This window comes from Sphingomonas sp. (assembly GCF_050725575.1).
Lineage (GTDB): Bacteria > Pseudomonadota > Alphaproteobacteria > Sphingomonadales > Sphingomonadaceae > Sphingomonas.
Window position 1 is genome coordinate 38,709 of record NZ_JBOHHW010000018.1, and the last position, 23,588, is coordinate 62,296.

Below are 23,588 nucleotides of genomic sequence, written 5' to 3' on the forward strand. Positions count from 1 at the left end.
CTTGGCTGATAGCTGGCTGTTCCGAATTAACAGCCAGCCATATACAACCCCTTGAAAATAAAAGAGGAATCGCGCCTTGAATCCAACATAACAGCCAGAAAATTAACATTCGCCGAAAACAGCCAGGAAAACACCTCCCGGCATCAAATGTCTTTGGCCGGATTATGCGCCGTCATCGCGTCGCGACACCCCATGATCGCGACGCGTCCGGAATTCTCAGACGGCCTCCGTCTTTACGGGTGACGATCGTGCACAGCGACGCAACGACGGGGAAAAGGAGACGGCATGAGCGCCAAGCCTACCGGCCATGTTCGCGGCAACGACCTGATCCTCACGCGCACCTTTCGCGCGCCTATCAATGACGTCTGGGCGAGCGTGACGAAGTCCGAGAGCACCGCGCGCTGGTTCGGCCGTTGGGAAGGCGATGCCGGCCCGGGCAAGGTCGTGCGGCTGCAGCTGACCCATGAGAAGGATCAGCCCTGGACGAACCTGACGATCGAGGAATGCGAGGCGTCACGCCGCCTGGTCGTCGCGATGAAGGACGATTATGGCGAGTGGCGCATCGCGCTGACGTTGACGCAGATCGACGAGACGACCGAATTGTCGTTGGTACATTACCTGAGCGACCCGAAGCTCGCGGGCGATGTCGGGCCGGGCTGGGAATATTATCTCGACATGCTGGTCGCCGCGCGCGAGGGCACGGCGCGGCCGTCATTCGACGATTACTACCCGTCGCAAAAGGCGCATTATTTGCAAGGCGTTTAGGCGGGCAGCACAATCGCCGCGATCAGCCCCGGCGCATTGTCGCCCAGCTCGAACCGTCCGCCATGCAGCCGCGCCACCGCTTCGATCAGCGTCAGGCCAAGCCCCGCCCCCGGTGTGGTCCGCGCGCTATCGAGCCGGCCGAACCGGCGCAGTGCCTGGGCACGGTCTTCGGCGGCAATGCCGGGGCCATGATCCTCGACCTGCAGCCGCACCTCTCCCGCGCCGGCCGACACACGCAGCGTGATCGATCCGCCCCCGGCGCCGTGGCGCAGCGCGTTGTCGGCCAGGTTGGTGACCGCCTGCGAGATCAGCTCGCGGTGGAGGAGCAATGCGGGCGGGCGGGCATCGAGCGCGACGATCATACGCATGCCGGCATCCTCGACGACCGGCGCGTAAAGCTCGGCAATTTCTTCGATCAGCTCGGCTGGATCGACCGGGCTGAAGCGATCGCGTGAAATGGACTCGGCACGGCTGATCTCGATCAGCGTGGTGAGCATACGCATGACGATATCGGTTTCGGCGATCAGGCCACCCAGCGCCGCTTCGCGCTGCATCGGGTCCTCCATCAGCACGGCGCCCTCGGTCTTGCTGCGCAGCCGGCTCAGCGGTGAGCGCAGGTCATGCGCGAGGCTGTCAGTGACCAGGCGCAGCTCGCCCATCAGCCGTTCGACCTTGTCGAGCATCGCGTTCAGCTGGCTGGCAAGCCGGTCGAACGGGTCGCCGCTGCCGGTCAGCGTCACCACCCGGCGCGACAGGTCACCGTCCGCGACGCCCTCGATCACGCTCGCCACGCCGTTGAGCCGGCGTCCGACATAGCGCGCGACCACCAGCCCGCCACCGATGCCGAGCGCCAGCGACAGCAGGACGGCGAGCGCCAGCGCGCCCTCCAGGTCGCGCTGCTCCTGCTCCCAATCGTCAAGAAGACGGCCGCTGATCAGCCGGTTGGCGCCGATCGTGCGGATCGCATAGCCGGCATCGCGTTCCGACCAGGGGGCCGACGTCCCGGCCCTGCCGATCTGGAACGAGGTACCGTCGCTCTCGATCGTAACCCGATCGGGCCCGATGCCGGCGATGCGCCGGCCGGACCGGTCGATCACTGCGAGAATCAGCGATTCATCGCCCGGCGCGCGGGCAACCTCGATCGCCTGGGTCAGTGCGGGCATGCCGCCGCCGCGCCATACTGCCACCAGCGCATCGGATTGTTCGAGCGTATTGCGCCGCAACGCGCCGACCGCATCGTCATGGATCTGCTGCCAGACGAACCCGACCAGGGCGAGGTTGGAAACAAGCGCCAGCGCGATCGCGAGCAGCGCGATGCGCGCAGTGACCGAGAGCCGCGTCACCCGTCGACAGACAGCCGGTACCCGGCACCGCGCACGGTGTGAAGGATCGGCACGGTAAAGCCCTCCTCAAGCTTGCGCCGCAGCCGCCCGATATGGACGTCGACCACATTCGATCCCGGATCGAAATGATAGTTCCAGATCTTCTCCAGCATCATCGTGCGGGTGACGACCTGACCGGCATGGCGGGCAAGATATTCGAGCAGGTTGAACTCGCGCGCGCCGAGCAGGATCGTCCGCCCCTGCCGCGACACGCTGCGCGCGAGCAGGTCGATCTCGAGGTCGCCGACATTCAGCTTCACGGTCTGCTGGTCGGACGCGACACGGTCGGTGCGCCGTAGCAGCGCTTCAATCCGGGCATGGAGCTCAGCGAAGGAATAAGGTTTGACCAGATAATCGTCCGCGCCGGCCTGCAGCCCATCGATCCGGTCGTCGACCGTCGCAAGCGCGGACAGGATCAAAGTCGGCGTCGAGATCCCCGCGGCACGGATCGCAGCGAGCATGGCAAGCCCGTCGAGCCCCGGCATCATACGGTCGGCGACGATCACGTCGAAGATGCCTTCGCTGGCCAGGAACAGGCCGTCGCGGCCATCATGACAGGTCTCGACCGAATAGCCGGCCTCGGCCAGCCCCTTGGCGATATAGCTTGCCGTCGCATGGTCGTCTTCGACGATGAGAATCTTGCGGGTCATGAGCAGGCATCCGATGTCTGTTCCCGACTGTACGAACGAAGCGAGCCGACGGAAAGCCTCGCCTTCCGCCGGCTCTTCCGACACCACCGGGAATATGGTGACGGATCAGTGGGCCTTTTTCACCGTGCTCGATTTGACGACGGTGGTGGCTTTGGCATGATGGGCGTGTTTCGGCGCGGCGTGCGCAGTCGTGGCCGACGCGACGGTGGGAATGGCGATCATCGCCATTGCGGCGGCGGGGAGCAGAATGCGGAGGGTCATCGGCTTTCTCCTGATCGGGCCGGCGCTCTCGCCAGCCACAGTCAGGACATTAGCCGGTGCACCCGGTGCTTTCCGATGACGCCCACATGAAAAGCGCGTCATGAAGCATTGGCGCCGGGCCTATTTCTTCTTCTCTTTCTTTTCCGGCTCCGCGGCCGGCATGGATTCGGCGGCGGATTTCAGCCCGAGCAGTTGCACCGCCAGCACTTCATCGACCTTGGGCGCCAGCGTGTCGGCACCGGCACGGACATAGCCGCCGACGATATAGGTCATCGTCACCCGCGTCGCGTTCGATCCTTCGGGGTCGAGCTTGAAGGTGAGCGTGCCGGTCACCGCTTCGGCCTGAAGCGGGCCGAGCGCGCCGCTCAGCCGGATCATCCGGCCGGGCGCGATATAGACGATCCGGGCATGCTCGACGCTGCCCCCGCCCCGATCGGTGCCCTTCAGCCGTTCGCAGAAGCAGCCGGTTGCCTGGCTGTCGAGATAGAGATTGGCCGAATCGTCCGAATAGGTGTGCTCCTTGCTCCACCATCGCTGCGGCGCGATCAGCGTGGACCAGGTCTGGGCGATCGGCGTGTCGACGGTGACCACCTGCTTGATCTCGAACCCGGCGGGCGTGGCCTGGACGACGTCCGCGGCGGCGGGCGTGGCGAACGGCAGAATGGCCAGCGCAGAGAGTAGGACGAAGCGGTTCATGTGGCGGCCCCCGATGGATCGCCGCATCATATGCCCCCGCCGATGATCCGCAACCTCTGCCGTCATCCCGCATCGGCGGGATGACGTGCTGGAAGCTATTTCCCGTCGAGGATCGCTTCGATCGCCTGAGTCACATGTTCGATATCGGCCATGCCGTCGACCCGGCGGACCAGCCCGCGCGCTTCGTAGATCGGCAGGATCGGCGCGGTCTTGGCGCGGTACTCGACCATGCGGGTACGGACCGATTCCTCATTGTCGTCGGCGCGGCGCTTGAACTCGGTCGAGCCGCACACGTCGCACACGCCCGGCACCTTGGGCTGCTTGAAGCTGTCGTGATAGCCGGTGCCACACTTCGCGCAGGTATAGCGGCCGGTGATGCGCTCGACGAGCGCGTCCTCATCGACTTCCAGTTCGATCACATGGTCGAGCGTGCGGCCATGATTGGTGAGAATATCGTCAAGCGAATGCGCCTGTGCCGCGGTGCGCGGATAGCCGTCGAAGATCGCGCCCTGGTCGGCCGGCATCGTCGCCAGCTTCTCGTCGATCAATGCCGAGACGATATCGTCGGAGACGAGTTCGCCCGCCGCCATGATCGCGGCGACCTTGAGGCCGACCGGCGTCCCCGCGTCGCGCGCCGCGCGCAGCATGTCACCGGTCGACAGTTGAAGCATACCGCGGTCCGCCACCAGATGGCTCGCCTGCGTGCCCTTCCCCGCCCCCGGGGGCCCGAGCAGGATGATATTCACGGCCGCACTCCCCTAGACTTCATATCACCCGTCTTAACGGAGGCGTCCGCCCTTCAGCTTCGCCTTCTTGATCAGGTCACCATATTGATGAGCCAGCAAATGGCTCTGGATCTGCGTTACCGTATCCATCGTCACGTTGACCACAATCAGCAAGCTGGTGCCACCGAGATAGAATGGGATCGATAGCGCCGAAACCAGATATTCCGGCAAAAGGCAGATGACCGTCAGATAGGCCGCGCCGATCACGGTGATGCGCGTCAGCACATAATCGAAATAGGTCTCGGTGTTCTTGCCCGGGCGGATGCCGGGAATGAAACCGCCATAGCGCTTCAGATTGTCCGCTGTCTCTTCCGGGTTGAACACGACCGCGGTGTAGAAGAACGAGAAGAAGATGATCCCCGCACCGTACAGCAGCATGTACACCGGGCTGCCGTGCTGGAGATACTGGTTGAGGGTGATGATGATGTCACCCCAGGTGCTCTCGCCCGCAACGCGCTGGCCGGCGAACTGCGAGATGGTCAGCGGCATCAGCAGCAGCGACGACGCGAAGATCGGCGGGATCACGCCGGCGGTGTTGATCTTGAGCGGCAAATGGCTGCGGTCCGCCTGCATCCCACGCTGCGTTTGTCGCTTGGGATACTGGATCAGGATGCGCCGCTGCGCACGCTCCATGAAGCAGATGAACAGCACCAGGATCACCACCGCGGCGATGATGCCGATCAGCTTGAACGAATCAAGCGAACCCGAACGACCGCCCTCGAACAGATTTACCAGGGTACGCGGCAGGCTGGCGACGATGCCGGCCATGATGATCAGCGACATGCCGTTGCCGATGCCGCGGCTGGTGATCTGCTCACCCAGCCACATCAAGAACATGGTGCCGCCGACCAGGCTCAGCACCGCCGCGAGGCGAAACAGCATCCCGGGATCGACCACGACATTCTGGCTCTCGAATCCGACAGCGAGGAAATAGCCCTGAACCGCGGTCAGGCCGACCGTGCCGTAGCGGGTGTACTGGTTGAGCCGCTTGCGTCCGCTTTCGCCGTCCTTCTTGATCGCTGCCAGCGTCGGCGACAGTGAGGTCGCGAGCTGCACCACGATCGAGGCGGTGATATAAGGCATGACGCCGAGCGCGATGATGCTGGCGCGCGACAGCGAGCCGCCCGAGAACGCGTTGAAGAAATCGAGCACGCCGCCGCTGGTCTTCTGCACCAACGTATGGAGCGCGGTGGGATCGATACCGGGCAGCGGCACATAGCTGAGCATCCGGAAAACGATCAGCACGCCGATCGTAAACCACAAGCGCTTCTTGAGATCGGTCGCCTGCGCGAACTTCGACAGGCTGAGGCCGGAGGCCATCTGATCGGCTGCGGATGCCATTATGATTTATCGTCCCAAAAACGAAACGGGGAAACAAAAGCGGCGGGAAACGTTTTACCGCCCCGCCGCTCATATAGTCATGCAAGCGGGCTTGCCTAGCATGTTCCCCGGCAGATCGCCGGGGAAAGCTCGGTTATGCCTTGAAAGAGGCCTTGTGAGCCTGGCGTTCCTTGTACTTCACGCCCTTCTTGGCGGCGGCCTTCTCGGCTGCCGGCACGACGTGAATCACCTCGACCTTGCCGCCGGCCTTCTCGACCGCCTCGATCGCGCCCTTCGACGCACCGGCCACGGTGAAGTTCAGCTTGGCCGAGAAATCGCCCTTGCCGAGCAGCCGGACGCCGTCTTTGCCGCCACGTGCCAGGCCAGCGGCCTTCAGCGCGGCATGGTCAAGCGTGGCACCAGCTTCGATCTTGCCGGCGTCGAGCGCCTTCTGGATCGCGCCCAGGTTTACCTCGGCAAAATCCTTGGCGAAGATGTTGTTGAAGCCGCGCTTCGGCAGGCGCATGTGCAGCGGCATCTGGCCGCCTTCGAAGCCGGCGATGGACACGCCCTCACGGCTGGTCTGGCCCTTGATACCACGGCCCGAGGTCTTGCCCTTGCCGGAACCGATACCACGGCCGACCCGCATGCGGGACTTACGGGCACCTTCGTTGTCGCGGAGTTCGTTCAGTTTCATGTCGTGCACTCGCTTTCGCTTTTGTCGCGCTAAGGAAATGGCCCTTCCCCGCTAGCGAGGAAGGGCCGGATAGGATTGTCAGCCTTCGACCGACAGCATGTGCGCCACCTTGCGGATCATGCCACGAACTTCGGGCGTGTCCTGCAGCTCACGGGTCTTGTGCATCTTGTTGAGGCCCAGACCAATCAGCGTGGCGCGCTGATCCTTCTCACGACGAATCGGCGAACCGGTCTGCGTGATCTTGATCGTGCCGCCAGCGGCTTCTTTCTTCTTCGTCGGCATCTGTCTTACTCCGCGATCGCTGCGGCTTCAGCCTCGGCGGCCTGCGAGCCACCACGGCCGAGCAGGTCGGCGATCTTCTTGCCGCGACGCTGCGCGACCGACTTGGGCGAGACCTGCGAGGTCAGCGCTTCGAAGGTCGCACGGATCATGTTGTACGGGTTGGACGTGCCGACCGACTTGGTCACCACATCGGCAACGCCGAGCGATTCGAACACGGCGCGCATTGGGCCGCCGGCGATGATGCCGGTCCCCTGCGGTGCCGAGCGCACGGTCACGAGGCCGGCACCGAAATGACCCTTGCCGTCATGATGCAGCGTACGGCCGTCACGCAGCGGAACGCGAACCATAGCCTTCTTCGCGGCGGCAGTCGCCTTGGAGATGGCTTCCGGCACTTCGCGCGCCTTGCCGTGACCGAAGCCGACCCGGCCCTTGCCGTCACCGACGACGACCAGTGCCGCAAAGCCGAAGCGCTTGCCGCCCTTCACCGTCTTCGAGACGCGGTTGATGTGGACCAGCTTCTCGATCAGCTCTTCGCCGCCATCGTCGCCACCGGGTGCGCCGCGACGATTGTCACGACCACCGCGATTGTCACGACCACCACGGTTCTGACCGCCGCCACCGGGGCCGCCACGACCACGGCCGCCACGCGGGCCACGACCAGGAGCGTCCTGCGGTGCGCCCTCGGGCGATGCAGCGGCTTCGGTCGGGATGATTTCGTCAGCCATTCTTAGAACTCCAATCCGGCTTCACGCGCGGCCTGCGCCAGCGCCTTGACTCGACCGTGGAACAGGAAGCCACCGCGATCGAACACGACCTTGGTCACGCCCGCTGCCTTGGCTGCTTCTGCCACCCGCGTGCCGACCGAGCTCGCCGCGTCGATGTTCGCGCCGGACGTGCCGCGCACGTCCTTTTCCAGCGTCGATGCCGAAGCGAGCGTCTTGCCCGCTGCGTCGTCGATGATCTGGGCATAGATATGCTTGCCCGAACGATGCACCGAGAGACGGGGACGGCCAGCGGCACGACCACGCAGCGCGGTACGGTTGCGAAGACGGCGCTTCGCGAAAAGGGAGAGACCTTTGGTGCTCATTACTTCTTTTTCCCTTCCTTGCGGAAGATGAACTCGCCGTCGTACTTGATGCCCTTGCCCTTGTACGGCTCAGGCTTGCGCCACTGGCGAATTTCGGCGGCCAGCTGGCCGACCTTCTGCTTATCCGAACCCGAGATCTCAACCGTCGTGTTGTCCGGCGTCTTCACCTCGATGCCTTCCGGCACGTCGATGTTGACGTCGTGGCTGTAGCCGAGCTTCAGGTTGAGCGTGCGACCCGAAGCGGCGGCGCGGTAGCCGACGCCGTTGATCAGCAGCTTCTTGGTGAAGCCTTCCGACACGCCCGTGACGAGGTTCTGAACCAGCGTGCGCTGCATGCCCCAGAACGCGCGAGCGCGCTTGGTCGCATTGGCCGGCTGCACCGAGATGCCGCCGTCTTCGAGCGTGTAGCTGATCTCTTCGCGCAGCGGCATTGCGAGGGTGCCCTTGGGGCCCTTCACGCTGAGCTGCTGACCCTCGATCGTCGCGGTGGTACCGCTTGGGATCGTGATCGGCTTTTTACCGATGCGGCTCATCAGAATACCTCCGCCAGCACTTCGCCACCGACATTCTGCTCACGCGCTTCGGCGTCGGACAGAACGCCGCGCGGCGTCGAGACGATCGTGATGCCCAGGCCGTTCATCACGCGGGGCAGATCCTGCGAACCCGAATAGACGCGGCGGCCAGGCTTCGAGACGCGCGCAACGTGCTTGATCGCGGGCTGGCCCTCGAAATACTTAAGCTCGATACGGATGCCCTTTGCTGGGCCCATCTCTTCTTCGGAATATCCGCGGATATAGCCTTCGCGCTGAAGCACGTCGAGCACGCGAGCGCGCAGCTTCGACGCCGGCGAAAGGACAGAGTCCTTGCGCGCGCGCTGGCCGTTACGGATGCGGGTGAGCATATCACCCAGGGGATCGGTCAATGCCATCTCGTGATCCTTACCAGCTCGACTTCGTAACGCCGGGGATGAGGCCCTTGTTGGCCAGATCGCGCAGCTGAATACGGCAGAGACGGAACTTGCGATAATAAGCGCGCGGGCGCCCGGTGGTTTCGCAACGGTTGCGAACGCGGGTCGGGTTACCGTTACGCGGAATCTGCGCCATCTTCAGGCGGGCGATCAGACGCTCGCCATCGTCAAGCGACTCGTCACCCGCAATCGCCTTCAGCTTCGCATAAGCGGGGGCGTACTTCTTCACCATCCGCTTGCGGCGCTCGTTCTTGTTTACAGAACTGACTTTAGCCATCTTACGCTGCCTTCTTTTCGTCGTCAGCCGCTTCCAGCGGGAACGGGAAACCGAACAGGCGAAGCAGCTCGCGCGCTTCATCGTCGGTCCGGGCGGTGGTGGTGACAATCACGTCCATGCCGCGCACCTTGTCGATCCGGTCATAGTTGATTTCCGGGAACACCAGCTGCTCCTTCAGGCCGCAGGCATAGTTGCCGCGTCCATCAAAGCTCTTGGGGTTCAGGCCACGGAAATCGCGAACGCGAGGAAGCGCGATCGTGATGAAGCGGTCGAGAAACTCATACATGCGCTCACGACGAAGGGTGACCTTCACGCCGATCGGCATGCCCTCACGCAGCTTGAACTGCGCGATCGACTTCTTCGCCTTGGTGACGACGGGCTTCTGACCTGCGATCAGCTCCATTTCGCCAGCGGCCTGCTCGACCTTCTTCTTGTCCTGCGTCGCTTCGCCAACGCCCATGTTCAGGACGATCTTGTCGAGGCGCGGGACCTCCATCGCGTTCTTGTAACCGAACTTCTCGGTCATCGCCTTGACGATCTTGTCGTCATAGATCTGCCGCATGCGCGGCTTGGTATTGGCGGCTTCAGCCACTGATCTTCTCCCCGGTCTTGACGGCCACGCGGACCTTCTTTCCGTCCTGGGTTTCGAACCGGACGCGCGTCGGCTTGCCGTCAGCGGTCACATGAGCAACCTTCGAGACATGCAGCGGCGCTTCCGAACGGACCAGGCCACCCTGCGGGTCGCCCTGGCTCGGCTTGGTGTGGCGGATCGCGACATTCACGCCCGACACGATAACCTTGCCGTCACGCGGCAGGGCCTGGGTCACTTCACCGGTCTTGCCCTTGTCCTTGCCGGACAGGACGATGACGCGGTCACCCTTCTTGATCTTCGCTGCGGCCATTACAGAACCTCCGGCGCCAGGCTGATGATCTTCATGTGCTTCTTGCCGCGGAGCTCGCGCACCACTGGGCCAAAGATACGGGTGCCGATCGGCTCCTCATTCTTGTTGACCAGCACGGCTGCGTTACCGTCGAAGCGGATCACCGAGCCATCGGCGCGGCGAATGTCCTTCGCCGTGCGCACGATGACGGCACGGTGCACGTCGCCCTTCTTCACGCGGCCACGGGGGGCTGCTTCCTTGACGCTGACGACGATGATGTCGCCTACGCCTGCGGTGCGGCGCTTGGACCCGCCAAGCACCTTGATGCACTGCACCCGCTTCGCGCCGCTGTTGTCAGCGACCTCGAGATTGGACTGCATCTGGATCATCGATCCGGTTCCTTCTCACTCTGGGGCCGATTCCGACCGGACCCCGCCTAAAACAATGGCGACGCTTTACGCGTCGACGTCGACCCGCTCCGGCGTCGCATGGGTGTTAACCCGATCGATCACCTTCCAGGTCTTCAGCTTGGAGATCGGTGCGGTCTCTTCGATCCGCACGGTTTCACCCTGCTTGAACTCGTTCGCCTCATCATGGGCGTGGTACTTCTTCGAACGGCGGATGATCTTGCCGTAGAGCGCATGCTTAACCTTGCGTTCCACGTTCACGACCACCGTCTTGTCGCCCTTGTCCGAGACGATCAGCCCCGTCAGCACGCGCTTCGGCATGATATCGTTCCTTACTTAGCCGCAGCGTCGCGCGAACGCGCGGTCTGCAGGGTCTTGATGCGAGCGATGTCGCGGCGGACTTCACGAACCCGGCTCGGCTTTTCGAGCTGGTTGGTCGCGGCCTGGAAACGGAGGTTGAACGCCTCGCGCTTCAGGTTGCCGAGCTCTTCGCCCAGCTGGTCCTCGGTCTTCGCCTTCAAATCGTCGATGCGAGCCATCTTATGCAACTCCCAGGTGCGAGGTGTCGCCGAGACGGGCAACGACCTTTACCTTGATCGGCAGCTTCATCGCCGCGCGGCTGAACGCCACCGCTGCAATGTCGCCGGGAACCCCGTCCAGCTCGAACAGGATGCGGCCGGGCTTGACCCGTGCTGCCCAATATTCAGGCGAACCCTTGCCCTTGCCCATGCGGACTTCGGCCGGCTTCGACGTGACCGGCACGTCCGGGAAAATGCGGATCCACAAACGCCCCTGGCGCTTGATGTGACGCGTGATCGCGCGGCGAGCCGCCTCGATCTGGCGTGCGGTGATCCGGTCCGGCTCCATTGCCTTCAACCCGTACGAGCCGAAGTTCAGCGTGGTGCCGCCCTTCGCATCGCCGTGGATCCGGCCCTTGAACGCCTTGCGGAATTTGGTCTTCTTCGGTTGCAACATGTCAAATGTTCCTTAGCGCGCCGGACGCACGCCGGAGGTTTGAGCCTCCATCATGATCCGGTCGGTCGCCATCGGGTCATGGCCGAGGATTTCGCCCTTGAAGATCCACACCTTCACGCCGCACACGCCGTAGGCGGTGTGTGCCGTCGCTTCGGCATAGTCGACGTTCGCGCGCAGCGTGTGCAGCGGAACGCGGCCTTCACGATACCATTCCGACCGTGCGATTTCGGCGCCGCCGAGACGGCCGCCGCAATTGATCCGGATGCCTTCGGCACCAAGACGCATGGCCGACTGCACCGCACGCTTCATGGCGCGGCGGAATGCGATACGACGCTCGAGCTGATCAGCGATACCCTGTGCGACGAGCTTCGAATCGACTTCCGGCTTGCGGATCTCGACGATGTTCAGCGACACGTCAGAGCTGGTCATCTTGCCGAGCGTCTTGCGCAGCTTTTCGATGTCCGCGCCCTTCTTGCCGATGATCACGCCGGGGCGTGCAGCGAAGATGGACACGCGGCACAGCTTGGCCGGACGCTCGATCACCACCTTGGAGATCGCGGCCTGGGGCAGCGTCTTCATGATGTAGGCGCGCATCTTGAGATCTTCGAGGAGAAGGCGGCCATAATCGGCGCCCTCCGCGTACCAGCGGCTGTCCCAGGTGCGGTTGATCTGAAGCCGAAGCCCGATCGGATTGCTTTTCTGACCCATTAGGCTTCTTCTTCTTGCTGTTCGCGAACGACGATGCGCAGGCGGCTGAAGGGCTTCAGGATGCGCGTCGACTTACCGCGACCGCGCGTGGCGAACCGCTTCATGACGATCGACTTGCCAACACTCGCTTCCGATACGACCAGCGCATCGACATCGAGATTGTGGTTGTTCTCGGCATTGGCGATCGCTGAAGCGAGCACCTTGCGAGCGTCAACGGCCATCGCACGGGTCGAGAAAGCGAGGATGTTCATCGCGTCGCCGACCGGCTTGTTGCGGATCAGCGCAGCGACGAGACCGAGCTTCTGAGCCGAGCCGCGAATCTGCGTCCCGACCGAGAGAGCTTCCTTCTCACCGACCTTGCGGGGGGATTTCGGCTTCGACATCAGCGCTTGCCCTTCTTGTCGGCGGCGTGGCCGGGGAAGTAGCGCGTCGGCGCGAATTCGCCGAGCTTCATCCCAACCATGTCCTCGTTGACCGAGACGGGCACGAACTTGCGACCGTTATAAACGGTGAAGGTCAGGCCCACGAACTGCGGCAGGATCGTCGAGCGACGCGACCAGGTCTTGATCGGCGCGCGCGAATTGGCTTCCTGCGCGGTTTCTGCCTTTTTCAGCAGATGGAGGTCCACGAACGGACCCTTCCAGACGGAACGAGCCATGGCGTTAGCCCTTCTTCTTGGCGTGACGCGACCGGATGATCATCTTGTCGGTCGACTTGTTGTGACGGGTGCGCGCACCCTTGGTCGGCTTGCCCCAAGGCGTAACCGGATGACGGCCGCCCGAGGTCCGGCCTTCACCACCGCCGTGCGGATGGTCGACCGGGTTCTTGGCGACGCCGCGAGTCAGCGGGCGCTTGCCGAGCCAGCGATTGCGGCCGGCCTTGGCAAGGTTGGTGTTGCCGTTGTCCGGGTTGGACACCGCACCGACGGTCGCCATGCAGTTCGAGTGGATATAGCGCTGCTCGCCCGAATTGAGGCGAACCATCACCATGCCCTTGTCGCGACCGACGACCTGCACATAGGTGCCGGCCGAACGAGCGATCTGGCCACCCTTGCCGGGCTTCATCTCGACGTTGTGGACGATCGTGCCGACCGGCATCTGACCCAGTTCCATCGCGTTGCCGGGCTTCACGTCGGTCTTCTTCGCCGCGATCACCTTGTCGCCGACGCCGAGGCGCTGCGGTGCGATGATGTAAGCGACATCTTCCTTGCCTGCATCATCGGTGCCGTAGCTGATGAGCGCGATGAAGGCGGTGCGGTTGGGATCATATTCGATCCGCTGCACAATGCCTTCGACGTCCCACTTGCGACGCTTGAAATCGATGATGCGATAGCGCTGCTTGTGACCGCCGGCGATACCGCGCGAGGTCACATGGCCCTTGTTGTTGCGGCCGCCAGTCTTGCGCTTGCCTTCGGTCAGCGCCTTGATCGGGCCGCCCTTGTGCAGACCGCTGCGGTCGACGAGGATAAGACCGCGTCGTGCCGGGCTGGTCGGGTTATAATGTTTGAGAGCCATTACGCGCTAACCCCCTGGGTCACGTCGATCGACTGGCCGTCAGCCAGCGTAACGATCGCCTTTTTGATGTCCGACTTAGTGTAGGGCACGCCCTTCCACTTCTTGGTCTTGCCCTTCTGGACGATCGTGTTCACGCCCAGCACCTTGACCGAGAACAGCGCCTCGACGGCAGCTTTGATCTCGGGCTTGGTCGCATCGTTAGCAACGCGAAACACGACGGCGTTGTTCTCGCTGAGCAAGGTCGCCTTCTCGGTGATGTGGGGAGCAACGATCACGTCGTAATGACGCAGATCGATGTCCGCCTTCTGCTTCTTAGCCATTGAAGCGCGCCTCCAGCTTTTCGACGGCAGCGCGGGTCAGGACCAGCGTGTCGTGCTTCAGGATGTCGTAAACGTTGGCGCCGGCGGCCGGCATCACGTTGATCGTGTGAAGATTGCCCGCGGCCAGCGCGAAGCTGTTATCGACTGCATCGCCGTCAATGACGAGCGCAGTCTTGCCGAGGCCGAGCTTGGCCCAATCCGCGATCAGCGTCTTGGTCTTGCTCTCCGCAACCGCCAGGCTGTCCATGACCACCAGCGAACCCGCCTGAGCGTGGGTCGAGAGTGCCATCTTCAGGCCGAGTGCGCGGATCTTCTTGTTGAGCGATGGATTGAAGTCACGGACGCGGGCGCCGTGAGCCTTACCACCACCGACGAAGATCGGGGCGCGGCGATCGCCGTGACGAGCAGTACCGCCGCCCTTCTGGCGACCGAACTTCTTGCCCGTGCGGGCGACATCGGCGCGCTCACGAGTGCCACGCGCGGTGGCGCGGCGCTTTTCGAGCTGCCAGGTGACGACGCGGTGCAGGATATCGGGCCGGGGATCGAGGCCGAAGACCTCATCGTTGAGCTCGATGTCCGAAGCTTTCGCCTTGGCGTCGAAGGACTGAATCTTGACCTTCATGTTCAGCCCTCCTGGCCTTCGGTCGCTTCCACGGCCGGAACATCCTCAGCGGGCGTTTCAGCGGGAGCGTTGTTGCTGTTCGCGGCGGCCTTCAGACCTGCAGGGTACGGCGCATCGGCGTGACGCGCGACCTTGACCGAGTCCTTGACGAGCAGCCAGCCGCCCTTCGAGCCGGGCACCGAGCCCTTGACGAAGATCAGGCCGCGCTCGACGTCGGTCGATACGATTTCGAGATTTTGCTGGGTGCGGTTCTTGTCACCCATGTGACCGGCCATCTTCTTGTTCTTGAAGACCTTGCCCGGATCCTGGCGCTGACCGGTCGAACCGAGTGAACGGTGCGAGACGGAGACGCCGTGAGTGGCGCGCAGACCGCCGAAGCCCCAGCGCTTCATGCCGCCCTGGAAACCCTTACCCTGGGTCACGCCCTGAATGTCGACAATCTGGCCGGCAACATAATGGTCAGCCGAAATCTCGGCGCCCACTGCAAGCACGGCGTCCTCGGACACGCGGAATTCTGCAAGCTTCGCCTTGGGCTCGACTTCGGCTTTGCCGAAGTGGCCGCGCTGCGGCTTGGAAACGTTTTTCGCTTTGGCAACGCCGGCGCCCAGCTGGACGGCAACATACCCATCACGATCGGCCTCGCGAACGGCCACAACCTGGTTGCCCTCAAGTGCAAGAACGGTGACGGGCACATGGCGCCCATCATCCTTGAACAAGCGGGTCATCCCCATTTTCTTCGCGATCACGCCCGTGCGCATGATCATGCTCCTTATTACAGAGGCACGCCGGAACGATTTCCGACGTGCGTGTCAGCCCAGCGATTTTGTACGTGCCCCGTCCCGGGCTGGTGTTTCCGTGAGGAAACGTGACGGGGGACGCAGACCCGGGCAAGCCCGGCGGTATCCCTTATCAAGTGCCGCCGAAGCGGAACCGAATCTCGTGTGGAGCAGCGGCCTTTAGGCCAGCTTGATCTCCACGTCTACACCCGCGGCGAGATCGAGCTTCATCAGCGCGTCTACCGTCTGCGGGGTCGGCTGAACAATGTCCAGCATCCGCTTGTAGGTGCGGACCTCGAACTGCTCACGCGACTTCTTGTCGATGTGCGGTCCGCGGTTGACCGTGAACTTCTCGATACGCGTCGGCAAAGGGATCGGACCGCGAATAAGGGCGCCGGTGCGGCGCGCCGTGTCGGCGATGTCGCCGGTCGCCTGATCGAGCACACGATGATCGAATGCCTTCAGACGAATACGGATATTCTGCGTTTCCATTTAATCCCTACCGATGCGAAAGAGCGGGTTGCCTGACGGCAACTCTTTGGTTGTTCACGAAAATAGCAATCGCCCGACTCCCTGTCACGAAGACAGAGAATCGGGCGAAGGCGCGTCTATATTACTTCGAGATGCCGCTGACAATACCCGAACCGACGGTCCGGCCACCTTCACGGATCGTGAAGCGCTGACCAACGTCCATCGCGATCGGTGCAATGAGCTTGACGCCCAGTGCGATGTTGTCGCCCGGCATGACCATTTCGGTACCCTCAGGCAGCTCGACGGTGCCGGTCACGTCCGTGGTACGGAAGTAGAACTGCGGACGATAGTTGGCGAAGAACGGCGTGTGACGGCCACCTTCGTCCTTCGACAGCACATACACTTCCGACTGGAAGTCGGTGTGCGGCTTGATCGAGCCCGGCTTGCAGAGAACCTGGCCACGCTCGACTTCGTCGCGCGCAACGCCACGGATCAGCGCGCCGACGTTATCGCCAGCCTGGCCCTGGTCGAGCAGCTTGCGGAACATTTCGACGCCGGTCACGACGGTCTTGCGGACTTCCGGGTGGATGCCGACGATTTCGACTTCCTCGCCGACCTTCACAACGCCGGTTTCGACGCGGCCAGTGACGACCGTCCCACGACCCGAGATCGAGAACACGTCTTCGATCGGCATCATGAACGGCTTGTCGAGCGGGCGCTCGGGCTGCGGCAGATATTCATCAACCGCTGCCATCAGCTTGAGGACGGCGTCATGGCCTATCTCGGGGGTCTTGTCTTCGAGTGCCGCAACAGCCGAGCCACGGATGACCGGGATGTTGTCGCCGTCGAAATCATACTTCGAGAGCAGCTCGCGGATTTCCATCTCGACCAGCTCGAGGATTTCCTCGTCGTCGACCAGATCGACCTTGTTCATGAACACGACCATCGTCGGCACGCCGACCTGACGAGCGAGCAGGATGTGCTCGCGAGTCTGTGGCATAGGGCCGTCGGTCGCCGAAACGACCAAGATCGCGCCGTCCATCTGCGCCGCACCGGTGATCATGTTCTTCACATAATCGGCGTGGCCCGGGCAATCGACGTGCGCATAGTGACGTGCGGTCGTCTCATACTCGACGTGTGCGGTCGAGATGGTGATGCCGCGCTCGCGCTCTTCGGGAGCCTTGTCGATGTTCGCGTAGCTGGTGAACGTGGCACCGCCGGTTTCAGCGAGCACCTTGGTGATCGCAGCCGTCAGCGACGTCTTGCCGTGATCGACATGGCCGATCGTGCCGATGTTGAGATGCGGCTTGGTCCGCTCGAACTTTGCTTTCGCCATTTTTCCTACCTTCTAGAATCAGATTCGCGGCCTTCTGGGCGCCACGCGAACGCGGCCCCTTAACGACCTATTTCAAGTTACGCCAGCTTAGCCTTCACTTCTTCGGCAACATTCGCGGGCACTTCGTCATAATGCGAGAACTGCATCGTGTATTGTGCACGGCCCTGGCTGAACGAGCGGAGCTGGTTCACATAGCCGAACATGTTCGCCAACGGCACGATCGCCTCCACCGCAGTCGCGTTGCCGCGGCTGTCGGTGCCCTGGATCTGGCCACGACGGCTGTTCAGATCGCCGATCACGTCGCCGAGATAATCCTCGGGCGTCACGACCTCGACCTTCATGATCGGCTCGAGCAGCTTGATGCCGGCCTTCTGGGCCGCTTCACGCATCGCGCCACGCGCGCAGATTTCGAATGCCAGCGCCGACGAATCGACGTCATGGTATTTACCGTCGATCAGATGGACCTCGAAATCGATGATCGGGAAGCCGATCAGCGAGCCGGTTTCCGCCGTTTCGCGCATACCCTTTTCGACCGAAGGGATATATTCCTTCGGGACGTTGCCGCCCTTGATCTCGTCGAAGAACTGGTAGCCTGAGCCACGCTCGCCCGGGATGACCTTGATCTTGACCTCAGCGAACTGACCCGAACCACCCGACTGCTTCTTGTGGGTGTAGGACATTTCGATCGGCTTCGCGAGATACTCGCGATACGCCACCTGCGGCGCACCGACATTCGCCTCGACCTTGAACTCGCGCTTCATGCGATCGACCAGGATCTCGAGATGGAGCTCGCCCATGCCCTTGATGATGGTCTGGCCGCTCTCGACGTCGGAGGTCACGCGGAAGGACGGATCCTCGCGGGCGAGGCGGTTGAGCGCGATGCCCATCTTCTCCTGGTCGGCCTTAGTCTTCGGCTCCACCGCGACCTCGATGACGGGGTCCGGGAATTCCATCCGCTCAAGGATGATCGGCGCGTTGATGGCGCACAGCGTGTCACCGGTCGTCGTGTCCTTCAGACCTGCCAAAGCGACGATGTCGCCGGCATAGGCCACCTGGATGTCCTCGCGGTCATTGGCATGCATGAGCAGCATGCGGCCGACCTTTTCCTTCTTGTCCTTGACCGAGTTCATCACCTGCGACGCGGTTTCGAGCTTGCCCGAATAGATGCGCGCAAAGGTCAGTGTGCCGACGAACGGATCGTTCATGATCTTGAACGCCAGCGCCGAGAACGGCGCATCGTCTTCCGGCGGACGCGTGTCGGGGGTTTCGCCGTCGAGCTTGAGCCCTTCGACGTCCTTGATGTCCAGCGGCGACGGCAGATAGTCGACCACGCCGTCGAGCAGGGGCTGCACGCCCTTGTTTTTGAACGCGGAGCCGCACAGCACCGGCACGAACGAGAAGTTCAACGTGCCCTTGCGGATCAGCTTCTTCAGGGTCGCAACGTCGGGCTCATTGCCTTCGAGATACGCTTCCATGATGTCGTCGTCCTGCTCGACGGCCATCTCGATCAGCTCGGAACGAGCAGTCGCGGCGGCATCGGCCAGGTCGGCGGGAATGTCGCGATATTCGAACTTCGCGCCCAGCGACTCTTCGAGCCAGATGATCGCCCGGTTCTCGACCAGGTCGACCAGGCCCTTGAAATCGCTCTCCAGGCCGATCGGCAGATACAGCACCGCCGGACGCGCACCCAGACGATCCTTGATCATCTGCACGCACATGTTGAAGTTCGCACCGGTGCGGTCGAGCTTGTTGATGAAGCACATGCGCGGCACGTGATACTTCTCGGCCTGACGCCACACCGTCTCGGACTGCGGCTCAACGCCGGCAACGCCGTCGAAGCATGCAACCGCACCGTCGAGCACGCGCAGCGAACGCTCGACTTCAATCGTGAAGTCGACGTGCCCGGGGGTGTCGATGATGTTGATGCGGTGGTCGTTCCAAAAACAGGTGGTGGCCGCAGACGTGATCGTGATCCCGCGCTCCTGCTCCTGCTCCATCCAGTCCATCGTCGCGGTGCCTTCATGCACTTCGCCGATCTTATAGGACTTGCCGGTGTAATAGAGGATGCGCTCGGTTGTCGTCGTCTTGCCGGCATCGATGTGAGCCATGATGCCGATATTGCGATACATCGAGAGCGGATGGCTGCGGGCCATGATCGGTTCCTTGGAATGTGGAGGAGCCGGGACTTACGCCCCGGCCCGCCCGATATAGGTAGTCGGTGTTACCGGCAAAAGACCGGCAACGGAGGTTACCAGCGGTAGTGCGAGAACGCGCGGTTGGCTTCGGCCATGCGATGCGTGTCTTCACGCTTCTTGACCGCGTTGCCGCGATTGTTCGCCGCATCCATCAGCTCGCCCGACAGCCGTGCGGCCATCGTGTGCTCGCTGCGCGCGCGTGCCGCATTGATCAGCCAGCGGATCGCCAGTGCCTGAGCGCGCTCGGGGCGCACTTCGACCGGGACCTGATAGGTCGCACCACCGACGCGGCGGCTGCGGACTTCGATGCCCGGCTTCACATTGGCGAGCGCGTCATGGAACACGCTGAGCGGGTCCTTCTTCGCACGCTGCTCGACGGTTTCGAACGCGCCATAGACGATGAGCTCGGCGACGGACTTCTTGCCGTCCAGCATGACCGAATTCATGAACTTGGACAGAACCTCATCACCATATTTGGGATCAGGCAGGATGATACGCTTTTCTGGGCGACGACGACGTGCCATTTCAATTTCCTTCTAAACTTCAGCCTTGGTGATCGGACTTGAGCCGACCGGCTTACTTCGGACGCTTAGCGCCGTACTTGGAACGCGACTGGCGGCGATCCTTCACGCCCTGTGTGTCGAGCACACCGCGCAGCACATGGTAGCGAACACCGGGAAGATCGCGAACACGACCGCCGCGAATCAGCACGACCGAGTGCTCCTGCAGGTTGTGGCCTTCACCCGGGATATAGCTGATGACTTCGCGCTGGTTGGTCAGGCGGACCTTGGCAACCTTGCGCAATGCCGAGTTCGGCTTTTTCGGGGTGGTGGTGTAGACACGGGTGCAAACGCCGCGCTTCTGCGGGTTCTGCTCCATTGCAGGGACCTTGGACTTGGCCTTCTGCGGATCGCGGCCCTTGCGGACCAGCTGGTTAATCGTCGGCATTGAAGCCTTCACCTTTCAAATGGTTACTTTGCTGGAGCCGAAGCGCCTAAGAATACAAAAAGGACCATCGGAAAGCATATCGCCTTCCTTGGCCCTGGAATGCATCCAGCAATGTTCAAGCAGCCCAGGGGGACCAGGTCCTCCGGGGCAGCGGCGCCTATACAGGCCGACTCGGGAGTGGTCAATGGCGCCGTGGCCGCACAACCCCATGCTTTTTTTCGGTTCGCGCCGAGCTTGTCGCAGCCTCGTTCTTCTTTCAAGAGCAGGACAGCGCTTCGACAAGCTCGGCGCGCACGGCTAAGAGCGAGAATATGACAACGGTGACCTTCGACCTCCTTATCATCGGTGGCGGCATCAACGGCTGCGCGATCGCGCGTGAAGCCTCGCTGCTCGGGCTCAATGTCCTGCTGGTCGAGCGCGACGATCTCGCCGCCCATACCTCGTCCGCCTCGACCAAGCTGATCCATGGCGGGCTGCGCTATCTTGAATATTACGACTTCAAGCTGGTCGCCGAGGCACTCCGGGAACGCGAACGGCTGGTCAAGGCAGCGTCGCATATCATCCGCCCGATGCGCTTCGTGCTGCCGCAGGAAAATGCCGTGCGGCCGTGGTGGATGGTCCGGCTCGGCCTCTACCTCTACGACTTCCTCGGCGGCCGGATATCGCTGCCGCGCTCGCGCGGGCTGCGCAGGAGCGACTCCGCCTATATCGCGCCGCTCCAGGGTGGCGACTGCGGCTTTGTCTATTCCGACGCGTTCGTCGACGATTCGCGCTTCACGATGCTCAACGCGATGGATGCCGCCAACAATGGCGCGGAGATCGCCGTGCGCACCACGCTCGACTCGGCACGGCGCGACGGCGATCTGTGGCAGGCGTCGCTGTCCGATGGTCGCACCGTCACGGCGCGCGCGCTGGTCAACGCCGCCGGCCCCTGGGTCCACCAGATGCTGGGCCAACTCGGCGTCAATGCGAAGTCGGACGTGCGGCTGGTCAAGGGCAGCCACATCGTCGTGCCGCGCCTGTTCGAGGGCGACCATGCCTATATGCTGCAACAGCCCGACCGGCGCATCGTTTTCGCCATCCCCTATCAGGGCAGCTTTACCGAAATCGGCACCACCGACATTCCCGTGGACCGGCCGGAGGATGCAGTCATTTCAGATGACGAGATCGCCTATCTCTGCGACGCCGTGAACCGCCATTTCATCGCCCAGATCGCGCCCGCCGACGTCACCTCGAGCTGGTCGGGCGTGCGCCCGCTCTACGACGACGGCGCGAGCGAGGCGAAGGCCGTAACGCGCGACTATGTGCTCGAGCTCGACACTCATGGCCCTGCCCTGCTTTCGGTGTTCGGCGGCAAGATCACCACCGCGCGCCATCTCGCCGAGGAAGCTTTGGGCAAGCTGGCCGACCCGCTCGGGTTCAGGGAGCGCCATGTGACCCGCGACCGTCTGTTTCCCGGTGCCGGTGCGCAAGGCTGGGATGCGCTGCTGGCGAGCGTTCGCAAACGCTGGCCGTTCCTCGGCGAGGCGCGATCGGCGCGGATGGCCCATGCTTACGGCGAACTGCTCGCCGAGATGCTCGCCGGTATCGAAAATGAGGCCGGGCTGGGCGCGGATCTCGGCGGCGGCCTGACTGAAGTCGAGGCGCGCTGGATGCATGATCGTGAATGGGCACGAACGCCCGACGATGCATTGATGCGGCGGAGCAAGATGGCGCTGCATCTGACGCCCGAACAACGTCAGCGCTTCGCAACATGGTGGACGAACGCGTTTCCAGGTTGAATGACGTTTTCGATGATTCGAGTCGCTGCCCTGTACCGCTTTGCCCGCTTCCCCGATCCGGCCGCGTTGCGCGCGCCGCTGCTCGACCTGTGCACAACGGGCGCGGTCAAGGGCACGCTGCTGCTCGCCCGTGAAGGGATCAACGGCACCATCGCCGGCACGCCCGATGCGATCGAGGCGGTGCTTGCGCATATCCGCACCCTGCCCGGCTGTGGCGACCTGGAGGTCAAGGACAGCCAGGCCGAAACCATGCCGTTCCACCGCATGAAGGTCCGGCTCAAGCGCGAGATCGTGACGATGGGCGAGCCCGATATCGATCCGCTGGCCGATGTCGGCCATTATGTGAAACCGACCGAATGGAACGCGCTGATCGACCGGCCCGACACGATCGTCATCGACACTCGCAACGACTACGAAGTCGCGATCGGAAGCTTCGCCGGCGCAGTCGATCCCAAGACGCACAGGTTCAGCGAGTTCCCCGCCTGGTTCCGCGCGAACCGCGAGACGTTGCTGGCTGGCGCGGAAAAGCCCAAGGTCGCGATGTTCTGTACCGGCGGTATTCGCTGCGAAAAGGCCACCGCCTTCCTCAAGGCGGAGGGGCTTGATGAGGTCTATCACCTCGACGGCGGCATCCTGAAATATCTCGAGGAAGTGCCCGCCGCCGACAGCCGCTGGGAGGGCGAATGCTTCGTCTTCGATCAGCGCGTCGCGGTGACGCATGGCCTCGGCATAGGCACCCATGCATTATGCCATGGCTGCCGCATGCCGGTCAGCCCCGGTGACCGCCAGTCGCCGTTCTATGTCGAAGGAGTGAGCTGTCCTGCCTGCCACGCTACGCGCGATGCGGCACGGCGCGCCGGTTATGCCGAACGGCACAAGCAGGAGCTGCTCGCCGCAGCGCGGGGCGAAACCCATGTGGGCGCCGTTCTGAACGATAAGTCCTGATCAGGGCATTCCGAGCCACTCGACCCTATTCTTCGCGTGGGACGCCCATGCCGGCATCGGCCGGAAGGAACAATGCCCTATTGGTCGGATCGCCTTTCGCGCCATACCCCGTGTCGACCGCGATCCAGCCACGCTCGAAATCCTTGGCCATGCCGATGCCGCAATATTTGCACTGCGACACGAATATCTCGCCATCGAAATGCGCCAGCCGCCCGGCGCGCTCATGCTTGCCGACGAGACATTTCGCCCTGTTCCAAAGCATGATCCGCGCTCCTTCTCGAAAAAGGCCATAACGGCAAGCGTGGTATGGGGATTGGAAGAATTGGACAGGTAATAGAGCTTTGTTCCTAAAATGGTCCTCGGCCTATCGATATGCGACAGCATGTGGCGATTCGCGGTCGTTCCGGGCACGGTACAGGCCGCGCGAGCGGCGGGCCCGGCTACCGGCTGCTCCCGCCAGCCGCGTCACAAGCCTGGCTCGGCCGACCCAGGCATGGCCGACCGGGGAGTAATTCTGCGATCCTACGCATCGCGCTGCGA

At 62.9% G+C, this 23,588-nt stretch carries 35 protein-coding genes; 3 read left to right on the top strand and 32 right to left on the bottom strand.

The window, feature by feature from the left end; all coding sequences use genetic code 11:
• Positions 1-285: 285 nt before the first annotated feature.
• Positions 286-765 carry an SRPBCC family protein gene (locus ACRECS_RS13755; RefSeq protein WP_431583533.1) on the top strand — a complete coding sequence of 160 codons (480 nt, stop codon included), beginning with the start codon at positions 286-288 and terminating at the stop codon, positions 763-765.
• Here ACRECS_RS13755 and ACRECS_RS13760 read toward each other — a convergent pair.
• From ACRECS_RS13760 to rpsL, 31 genes are all read right to left on the bottom strand, one after another.
• Positions 762-2,108 carry an ATP-binding protein gene (locus ACRECS_RS13760; protein WP_431583534.1) on the bottom strand — a complete coding sequence of 449 codons (1,347 nt, stop codon included), beginning with the start codon at positions 2,106-2,108 and terminating at the stop codon, positions 762-764. The two genes, ACRECS_RS13755 and ACRECS_RS13760, sit on opposite strands and share 4 nt — an antisense overlap.
• Entirely contained in the window at positions 2,105-2,797 is a 693-nt protein-coding gene (locus ACRECS_RS13765) for a response regulator transcription factor (RefSeq protein WP_431583535.1), read from the bottom strand. The genes ACRECS_RS13760 and ACRECS_RS13765 overlap by 4 nt, the downstream gene beginning before the upstream one ends.
• Before the next feature lie 105 nt (positions 2,798-2,902).
• Entirely contained in the window at positions 2,903-3,058 is a 156-nt protein-coding gene (locus ACRECS_RS13770) for a hypothetical protein (protein ID WP_431583536.1), read from the bottom strand.
• Positions 3,059-3,178: 120 nt separating this feature from the next.
• Positions 3,179-3,754 (bottom strand): ATPase, encoded by a 576-nt coding sequence (locus ACRECS_RS13775; RefSeq protein ID WP_431583537.1) that lies wholly within the window; start codon positions 3,752-3,754, stop codon positions 3,179-3,181.
• 95 nt (positions 3,755-3,849) lie between these two features.
• On the bottom strand, positions 3,850-4,500 hold the full coding sequence (locus ACRECS_RS13780) for an adenylate kinase (protein WP_431583538.1): 651 nt from the start codon (positions 4,498-4,500) through the stop codon (positions 3,850-3,852).
• A 33-nt stretch (positions 4,501-4,533) separates the two neighbouring features.
• Positions 4,534-5,880: a preprotein translocase subunit SecY gene (secY, locus tag ACRECS_RS13785; RefSeq protein ID WP_431583539.1), complete on the bottom strand. Its 1,347-nt coding sequence runs from the start codon at positions 5,878-5,880 to the stop codon at positions 4,534-4,536.
• A 133-nt stretch (positions 5,881-6,013) separates the two neighbouring features.
• Entirely contained in the window at positions 6,014-6,556 is a 543-nt protein-coding gene (rplO, locus tag ACRECS_RS13790; RefSeq protein ID WP_431583540.1) for a 50S ribosomal protein L15, read from the bottom strand.
• Between the two features lie 78 nt (positions 6,557-6,634).
• Positions 6,635-6,838, bottom strand: a complete 204-nt coding sequence (rpmD, locus tag ACRECS_RS13795; protein ID WP_431583541.1) for a 50S ribosomal protein L30 — start codon at positions 6,836-6,838, stop codon at positions 6,635-6,637.
• A 5-nt stretch (positions 6,839-6,843) separates the two neighbouring features.
• The gene (gene rpsE, locus ACRECS_RS13800; protein WP_431583542.1) at positions 6,844-7,563 is read right to left on the bottom strand and encodes a 30S ribosomal protein S5; all 720 of its coding nucleotides are present in this window, start codon (positions 7,561-7,563) and stop codon (positions 6,844-6,846) included.
• A gap of 2 nt (positions 7,564-7,565) precedes the next feature.
• The gene (gene rplR, locus ACRECS_RS13805; protein WP_431583543.1) at positions 7,566-7,925 is read right to left on the bottom strand and encodes a 50S ribosomal protein L18; all 360 of its coding nucleotides are present in this window, start codon (positions 7,923-7,925) and stop codon (positions 7,566-7,568) included.
• Positions 7,925-8,458 carry a 50S ribosomal protein L6 gene (rplF, locus tag ACRECS_RS13810; RefSeq protein WP_187760299.1) on the bottom strand — a complete coding sequence of 178 codons (534 nt, stop codon included), beginning with the start codon at positions 8,456-8,458 and terminating at the stop codon, positions 7,925-7,927. The genes rplR and rplF overlap by 1 nt, the downstream gene beginning before the upstream one ends.
• Positions 8,458-8,853, bottom strand: coding sequence for a 30S ribosomal protein S8 (gene rpsH, locus ACRECS_RS13815; protein ID WP_034161656.1), 396 nt, complete (start codon positions 8,851-8,853; stop codon positions 8,458-8,460). Before rpsH ends, rplF begins: the two co-directional genes overlap by 1 nt.
• A 10-nt stretch (positions 8,854-8,863) precedes the next feature.
• Positions 8,864-9,169, bottom strand: coding sequence for a 30S ribosomal protein S14 (gene rpsN, locus ACRECS_RS13820; RefSeq protein ID WP_431583544.1), 306 nt, complete (start codon positions 9,167-9,169; stop codon positions 8,864-8,866).
• A gap of 1 nt (position 9,170) precedes the next feature.
• Complete coding sequence (rplE, locus tag ACRECS_RS13825) at positions 9,171-9,731, bottom strand: 50S ribosomal protein L5 (protein ID WP_431583569.1); 561 nt, start codon at positions 9,729-9,731, stop codon at positions 9,171-9,173.
• 22 nt (positions 9,732-9,753) lie between these two features.
• Positions 9,754-10,071: a 50S ribosomal protein L24 gene (gene rplX, locus ACRECS_RS13830; protein ID WP_034161653.1), complete on the bottom strand. Its 318-nt coding sequence runs from the start codon at positions 10,069-10,071 to the stop codon at positions 9,754-9,756.
• Positions 10,071-10,439 (bottom strand): 50S ribosomal protein L14, encoded by a 369-nt coding sequence (gene rplN, locus ACRECS_RS13835; protein WP_183108978.1) that lies wholly within the window; start codon positions 10,437-10,439, stop codon positions 10,071-10,073. Before rplN ends, rplX begins: the two co-directional genes overlap by 1 nt.
• A 66-nt stretch (positions 10,440-10,505) precedes the next feature.
• Entirely contained in the window at positions 10,506-10,778 is a 273-nt protein-coding gene (gene rpsQ, locus ACRECS_RS13840) for a 30S ribosomal protein S17 (RefSeq protein WP_034161651.1), read from the bottom strand.
• Between the two features lie 11 nt (positions 10,779-10,789).
• Entirely contained in the window at positions 10,790-10,996 is a 207-nt protein-coding gene (gene rpmC / locus ACRECS_RS13845) for a 50S ribosomal protein L29 (RefSeq protein ID WP_183108979.1), read from the bottom strand.
• 1 nt (position 10,997) lies between these two features.
• Positions 10,998-11,432, bottom strand: coding sequence for a 50S ribosomal protein L16 (rplP, locus tag ACRECS_RS13850; protein WP_431583545.1), 435 nt, complete (start codon positions 11,430-11,432; stop codon positions 10,998-11,000).
• 12 nt (positions 11,433-11,444) lie between these two features.
• Entirely contained in the window at positions 11,445-12,140 is a 696-nt protein-coding gene (rpsC, locus tag ACRECS_RS13855) for a 30S ribosomal protein S3 (RefSeq protein ID WP_187760301.1), read from the bottom strand.
• Positions 12,140-12,523 (bottom strand): 50S ribosomal protein L22, encoded by a 384-nt coding sequence (gene rplV, locus ACRECS_RS13860; RefSeq protein WP_034161647.1) that lies wholly within the window; start codon positions 12,521-12,523, stop codon positions 12,140-12,142. The genes rpsC and rplV overlap by 1 nt, the downstream gene beginning before the upstream one ends.
• The gene (gene rpsS, locus ACRECS_RS13865) at positions 12,523-12,798 is read right to left on the bottom strand and encodes a 30S ribosomal protein S19 (protein WP_187760302.1); all 276 of its coding nucleotides are present in this window, start codon (positions 12,796-12,798) and stop codon (positions 12,523-12,525) included. The genes rplV and rpsS overlap by 1 nt, the downstream gene beginning before the upstream one ends.
• A gap of 4 nt (positions 12,799-12,802) precedes the next feature.
• Entirely contained in the window at positions 12,803-13,654 is an 852-nt protein-coding gene (rplB, locus tag ACRECS_RS13870) for a 50S ribosomal protein L2 (RefSeq protein ID WP_431583546.1), read from the bottom strand.
• Complete coding sequence (locus tag ACRECS_RS13875) at positions 13,654-13,974, bottom strand: 50S ribosomal protein L23 (protein WP_431583547.1); 321 nt, start codon at positions 13,972-13,974, stop codon at positions 13,654-13,656. Before ACRECS_RS13875 ends, rplB begins: the two co-directional genes overlap by 1 nt.
• Positions 13,967-14,596, bottom strand: a complete 630-nt coding sequence (gene rplD / locus ACRECS_RS13880; RefSeq protein ID WP_431583548.1) for a 50S ribosomal protein L4 — start codon at positions 14,594-14,596, stop codon at positions 13,967-13,969. The genes ACRECS_RS13875 and rplD overlap by 8 nt, the downstream gene beginning before the upstream one ends.
• Before the next feature lie 2 nt (positions 14,597-14,598).
• A complete protein-coding gene (gene rplC, locus ACRECS_RS13885) occupies positions 14,599-15,354 on the bottom strand; it encodes a 50S ribosomal protein L3 (RefSeq protein WP_034161712.1) in 756 nt (251 codons plus the stop codon).
• A 198-nt stretch (positions 15,355-15,552) separates the two neighbouring features.
• Positions 15,553-15,864 (bottom strand): 30S ribosomal protein S10, encoded by a 312-nt coding sequence (gene rpsJ / locus ACRECS_RS13890; protein WP_034161642.1) that lies wholly within the window; start codon positions 15,862-15,864, stop codon positions 15,553-15,555.
• 121 nt (positions 15,865-15,985) lie between these two features.
• Positions 15,986-17,179, bottom strand: coding sequence for an elongation factor Tu (tuf, locus tag ACRECS_RS13895; protein WP_034161641.1), 1,194 nt, complete (start codon positions 17,177-17,179; stop codon positions 15,986-15,988).
• A gap of 77 nt (positions 17,180-17,256) precedes the next feature.
• On the bottom strand, positions 17,257-19,332 hold the full coding sequence (fusA, locus tag ACRECS_RS13900; protein ID WP_431583549.1) for an elongation factor G: 2,076 nt from the start codon (positions 19,330-19,332) through the stop codon (positions 17,257-17,259).
• 95 nt (positions 19,333-19,427) lie between these two features.
• The gene (gene rpsG / locus ACRECS_RS13905; protein WP_183108987.1) at positions 19,428-19,898 is read right to left on the bottom strand and encodes a 30S ribosomal protein S7; all 471 of its coding nucleotides are present in this window, start codon (positions 19,896-19,898) and stop codon (positions 19,428-19,430) included.
• Between the two features lie 52 nt (positions 19,899-19,950).
• Positions 19,951-20,322 (bottom strand): 30S ribosomal protein S12, encoded by a 372-nt coding sequence (rpsL, locus tag ACRECS_RS13910; RefSeq protein ID WP_019516007.1) that lies wholly within the window; start codon positions 20,320-20,322, stop codon positions 19,951-19,953.
• Between the two features lie 311 nt (positions 20,323-20,633).
• Here rpsL and glpD point away from each other — a divergent pair, with 311 nt between their 5' ends.
• Positions 20,634-22,103 (top strand): glycerol-3-phosphate dehydrogenase, encoded by a 1,470-nt coding sequence (gene glpD, locus ACRECS_RS13915; protein ID WP_431583550.1) that lies wholly within the window; start codon positions 20,634-20,636, stop codon positions 22,101-22,103.
• Between the two features lie 12 nt (positions 22,104-22,115).
• The gene (locus tag ACRECS_RS13920) at positions 22,116-23,048 is read left to right on the top strand and encodes a rhodanese-related sulfurtransferase (RefSeq protein ID WP_431583551.1); all 933 of its coding nucleotides are present in this window, start codon (positions 22,116-22,118) and stop codon (positions 23,046-23,048) included.
• A 25-nt stretch (positions 23,049-23,073) separates the two neighbouring features.
• On the opposite strand, the gene ACRECS_RS13925 is transcribed toward ACRECS_RS13920, so the two are convergent.
• Entirely contained in the window at positions 23,074-23,310 is a 237-nt protein-coding gene (locus tag ACRECS_RS13925; RefSeq protein WP_431583552.1) for a hypothetical protein, read from the bottom strand.
• Between the last annotated feature and the right edge of the window lie 278 nt (positions 23,311-23,588).

Excerpts from the sequence above, each read along its gene's own strand:
- ACRECS_RS13775 (WP_431583537.1), bottom strand. The coding sequence starts at position 3,754 with ATGAACCGCTTCGTCCTACTCTCTGCGCTGGCCATTCTGCCGTTCGCC.
- rpsE (WP_431583542.1), bottom strand. The coding sequence starts at position 7,563 with ATGGCTGACGAAATCATCCCGACCGAAGCCGCTGCATCGCCCGAGGGC.
- ACRECS_RS13770 (WP_431583536.1), bottom strand. The coding sequence starts at position 3,058 with ATGACCCTCCGCATTCTGCTCCCCGCCGCCGCAATGGCGATGATCGCC.
- rplN (WP_183108978.1), bottom strand. The coding sequence starts at position 10,439 with ATGATCCAGATGCAGTCCAATCTCGAGGTCGCTGACAACAGCGGCGCG.
- rplV (WP_034161647.1), bottom strand. The coding sequence starts at position 12,523 with ATGTCGAAGCCGAAATCCCCCCGCAAGGTCGGTGAGAAGGAAGCTCTC.
- ACRECS_RS13920 (WP_431583551.1), top strand. The coding sequence starts at position 22,116 with ATGATTCGAGTCGCTGCCCTGTACCGCTTTGCCCGCTTCCCCGATCCG.
- rpsH (WP_034161656.1), bottom strand. The coding sequence starts at position 8,853 with ATGGCATTGACCGATCCCCTGGGTGATATGCTCACCCGCATCCGTAAC.
- rplX (WP_034161653.1), bottom strand. The coding sequence starts at position 10,071 with ATGGCCGCAGCGAAGATCAAGAAGGGTGACCGCGTCATCGTCCTGTCC.
- rpsN (WP_431583544.1), bottom strand. The coding sequence starts at position 9,169 with ATGGCTAAAGTCAGTTCTGTAAACAAGAACGAGCGCCGCAAGCGGATG.
- ACRECS_RS13755 (WP_431583533.1), top strand. The coding sequence starts at position 286 with ATGAGCGCCAAGCCTACCGGCCATGTTCGCGGCAACGACCTGATCCTC.
- rpsC (WP_187760301.1), bottom strand. The coding sequence starts at position 12,140 with ATGGGTCAGAAAAGCAATCCGATCGGGCTTCGGCTTCAGATCAACCGC.
- tuf (WP_034161641.1), bottom strand. The coding sequence starts at position 17,179 with ATGGCGAAAGCAAAGTTCGAGCGGACCAAGCCGCATCTCAACATCGGC.
- ACRECS_RS13875 (WP_431583547.1), bottom strand. The coding sequence starts at position 13,974 with ATGGCTAAGAAGCAGAAGGCGGACATCGATCTGCGTCATTACGACGTG.
- glpD (WP_431583550.1), top strand. The coding sequence starts at position 20,634 with ATGACAACGGTGACCTTCGACCTCCTTATCATCGGTGGCGGCATCAAC.
- ACRECS_RS13925 (WP_431583552.1), bottom strand. The coding sequence starts at position 23,310 with ATGCTTTGGAACAGGGCGAAATGTCTCGTCGGCAAGCATGAGCGCGCC.
- rpsS (WP_187760302.1), bottom strand. The coding sequence starts at position 12,798 with ATGGCTCGTTCCGTCTGGAAGGGTCCGTTCGTGGACCTCCATCTGCTG.
- rplB (WP_431583546.1), bottom strand. The coding sequence starts at position 13,654 with ATGGCTCTCAAACATTATAACCCGACCAGCCCGGCACGACGCGGTCTT.
- rplR (WP_431583543.1), bottom strand. The coding sequence starts at position 7,925 with ATGAGCACCAAAGGTCTCTCCCTTTTCGCGAAGCGCCGTCTTCGCAAC.
- rpmC (WP_183108979.1), bottom strand. The coding sequence starts at position 10,996 with ATGGCTCGCATCGACGATTTGAAGGCGAAGACCGAGGACCAGCTGGGC.
- rplE (WP_431583569.1), bottom strand. The coding sequence starts at position 9,731 with ATGCGGCAGATCTATGACGACAAGATCGTCAAGGCGATGACCGAGAAG.
- rpsL (WP_019516007.1), bottom strand. The coding sequence starts at position 20,322 with ATGCCGACGATTAACCAGCTGGTCCGCAAGGGCCGCGATCCGCAGAAG.
- rpsJ (WP_034161642.1), bottom strand. The coding sequence starts at position 15,864 with ATGGAAACGCAGAATATCCGTATTCGTCTGAAGGCATTCGATCATCGT.
- rplP (WP_431583545.1), bottom strand. The coding sequence starts at position 11,432 with ATGTTGCAACCGAAGAAGACCAAATTCCGCAAGGCGTTCAAGGGCCGG.
- secY (WP_431583539.1), bottom strand. The coding sequence starts at position 5,880 with ATGGCATCCGCAGCCGATCAGATGGCCTCCGGCCTCAGCCTGTCGAAG.
- rpsQ (WP_034161651.1), bottom strand. The coding sequence starts at position 10,778 with ATGCCGAAGCGCGTGCTGACGGGGCTGATCGTCTCGGACAAGGGCGAC.
- fusA (WP_431583549.1), bottom strand. The coding sequence starts at position 19,332 with ATGGCCCGCAGCCATCCGCTCTCGATGTATCGCAATATCGGCATCATG.
- rplF (WP_187760299.1), bottom strand. The coding sequence starts at position 8,458 with ATGAGCCGCATCGGTAAAAAGCCGATCACGATCCCAAGCGGTACCACC.
- rplD (WP_431583548.1), bottom strand. The coding sequence starts at position 14,596 with ATGAAGGTCAAGATTCAGTCCTTCGACGCCAAGGCGAAAGCTTCGGAC.
- rplC (WP_034161712.1), bottom strand. The coding sequence starts at position 15,354 with ATGCGCACGGGCGTGATCGCGAAGAAAATGGGGATGACCCGCTTGTTC.
- rpmD (WP_431583541.1), bottom strand. The coding sequence starts at position 6,838 with ATGCCGACGAAGAAGAAAGAAGCCGCTGGCGGCACGATCAAGATCACG.
- rpsG (WP_183108987.1), bottom strand. The coding sequence starts at position 19,898 with ATGGCACGTCGTCGTCGCCCAGAAAAGCGTATCATCCTGCCTGATCCC.
- rplO (WP_431583540.1), bottom strand. The coding sequence starts at position 6,556 with ATGAAACTGAACGAACTCCGCGACAACGAAGGTGCCCGTAAGTCCCGC.
- ACRECS_RS13765 (WP_431583535.1), bottom strand. The coding sequence starts at position 2,797 with ATGACCCGCAAGATTCTCATCGTCGAAGACGACCATGCGACGGCAAGC.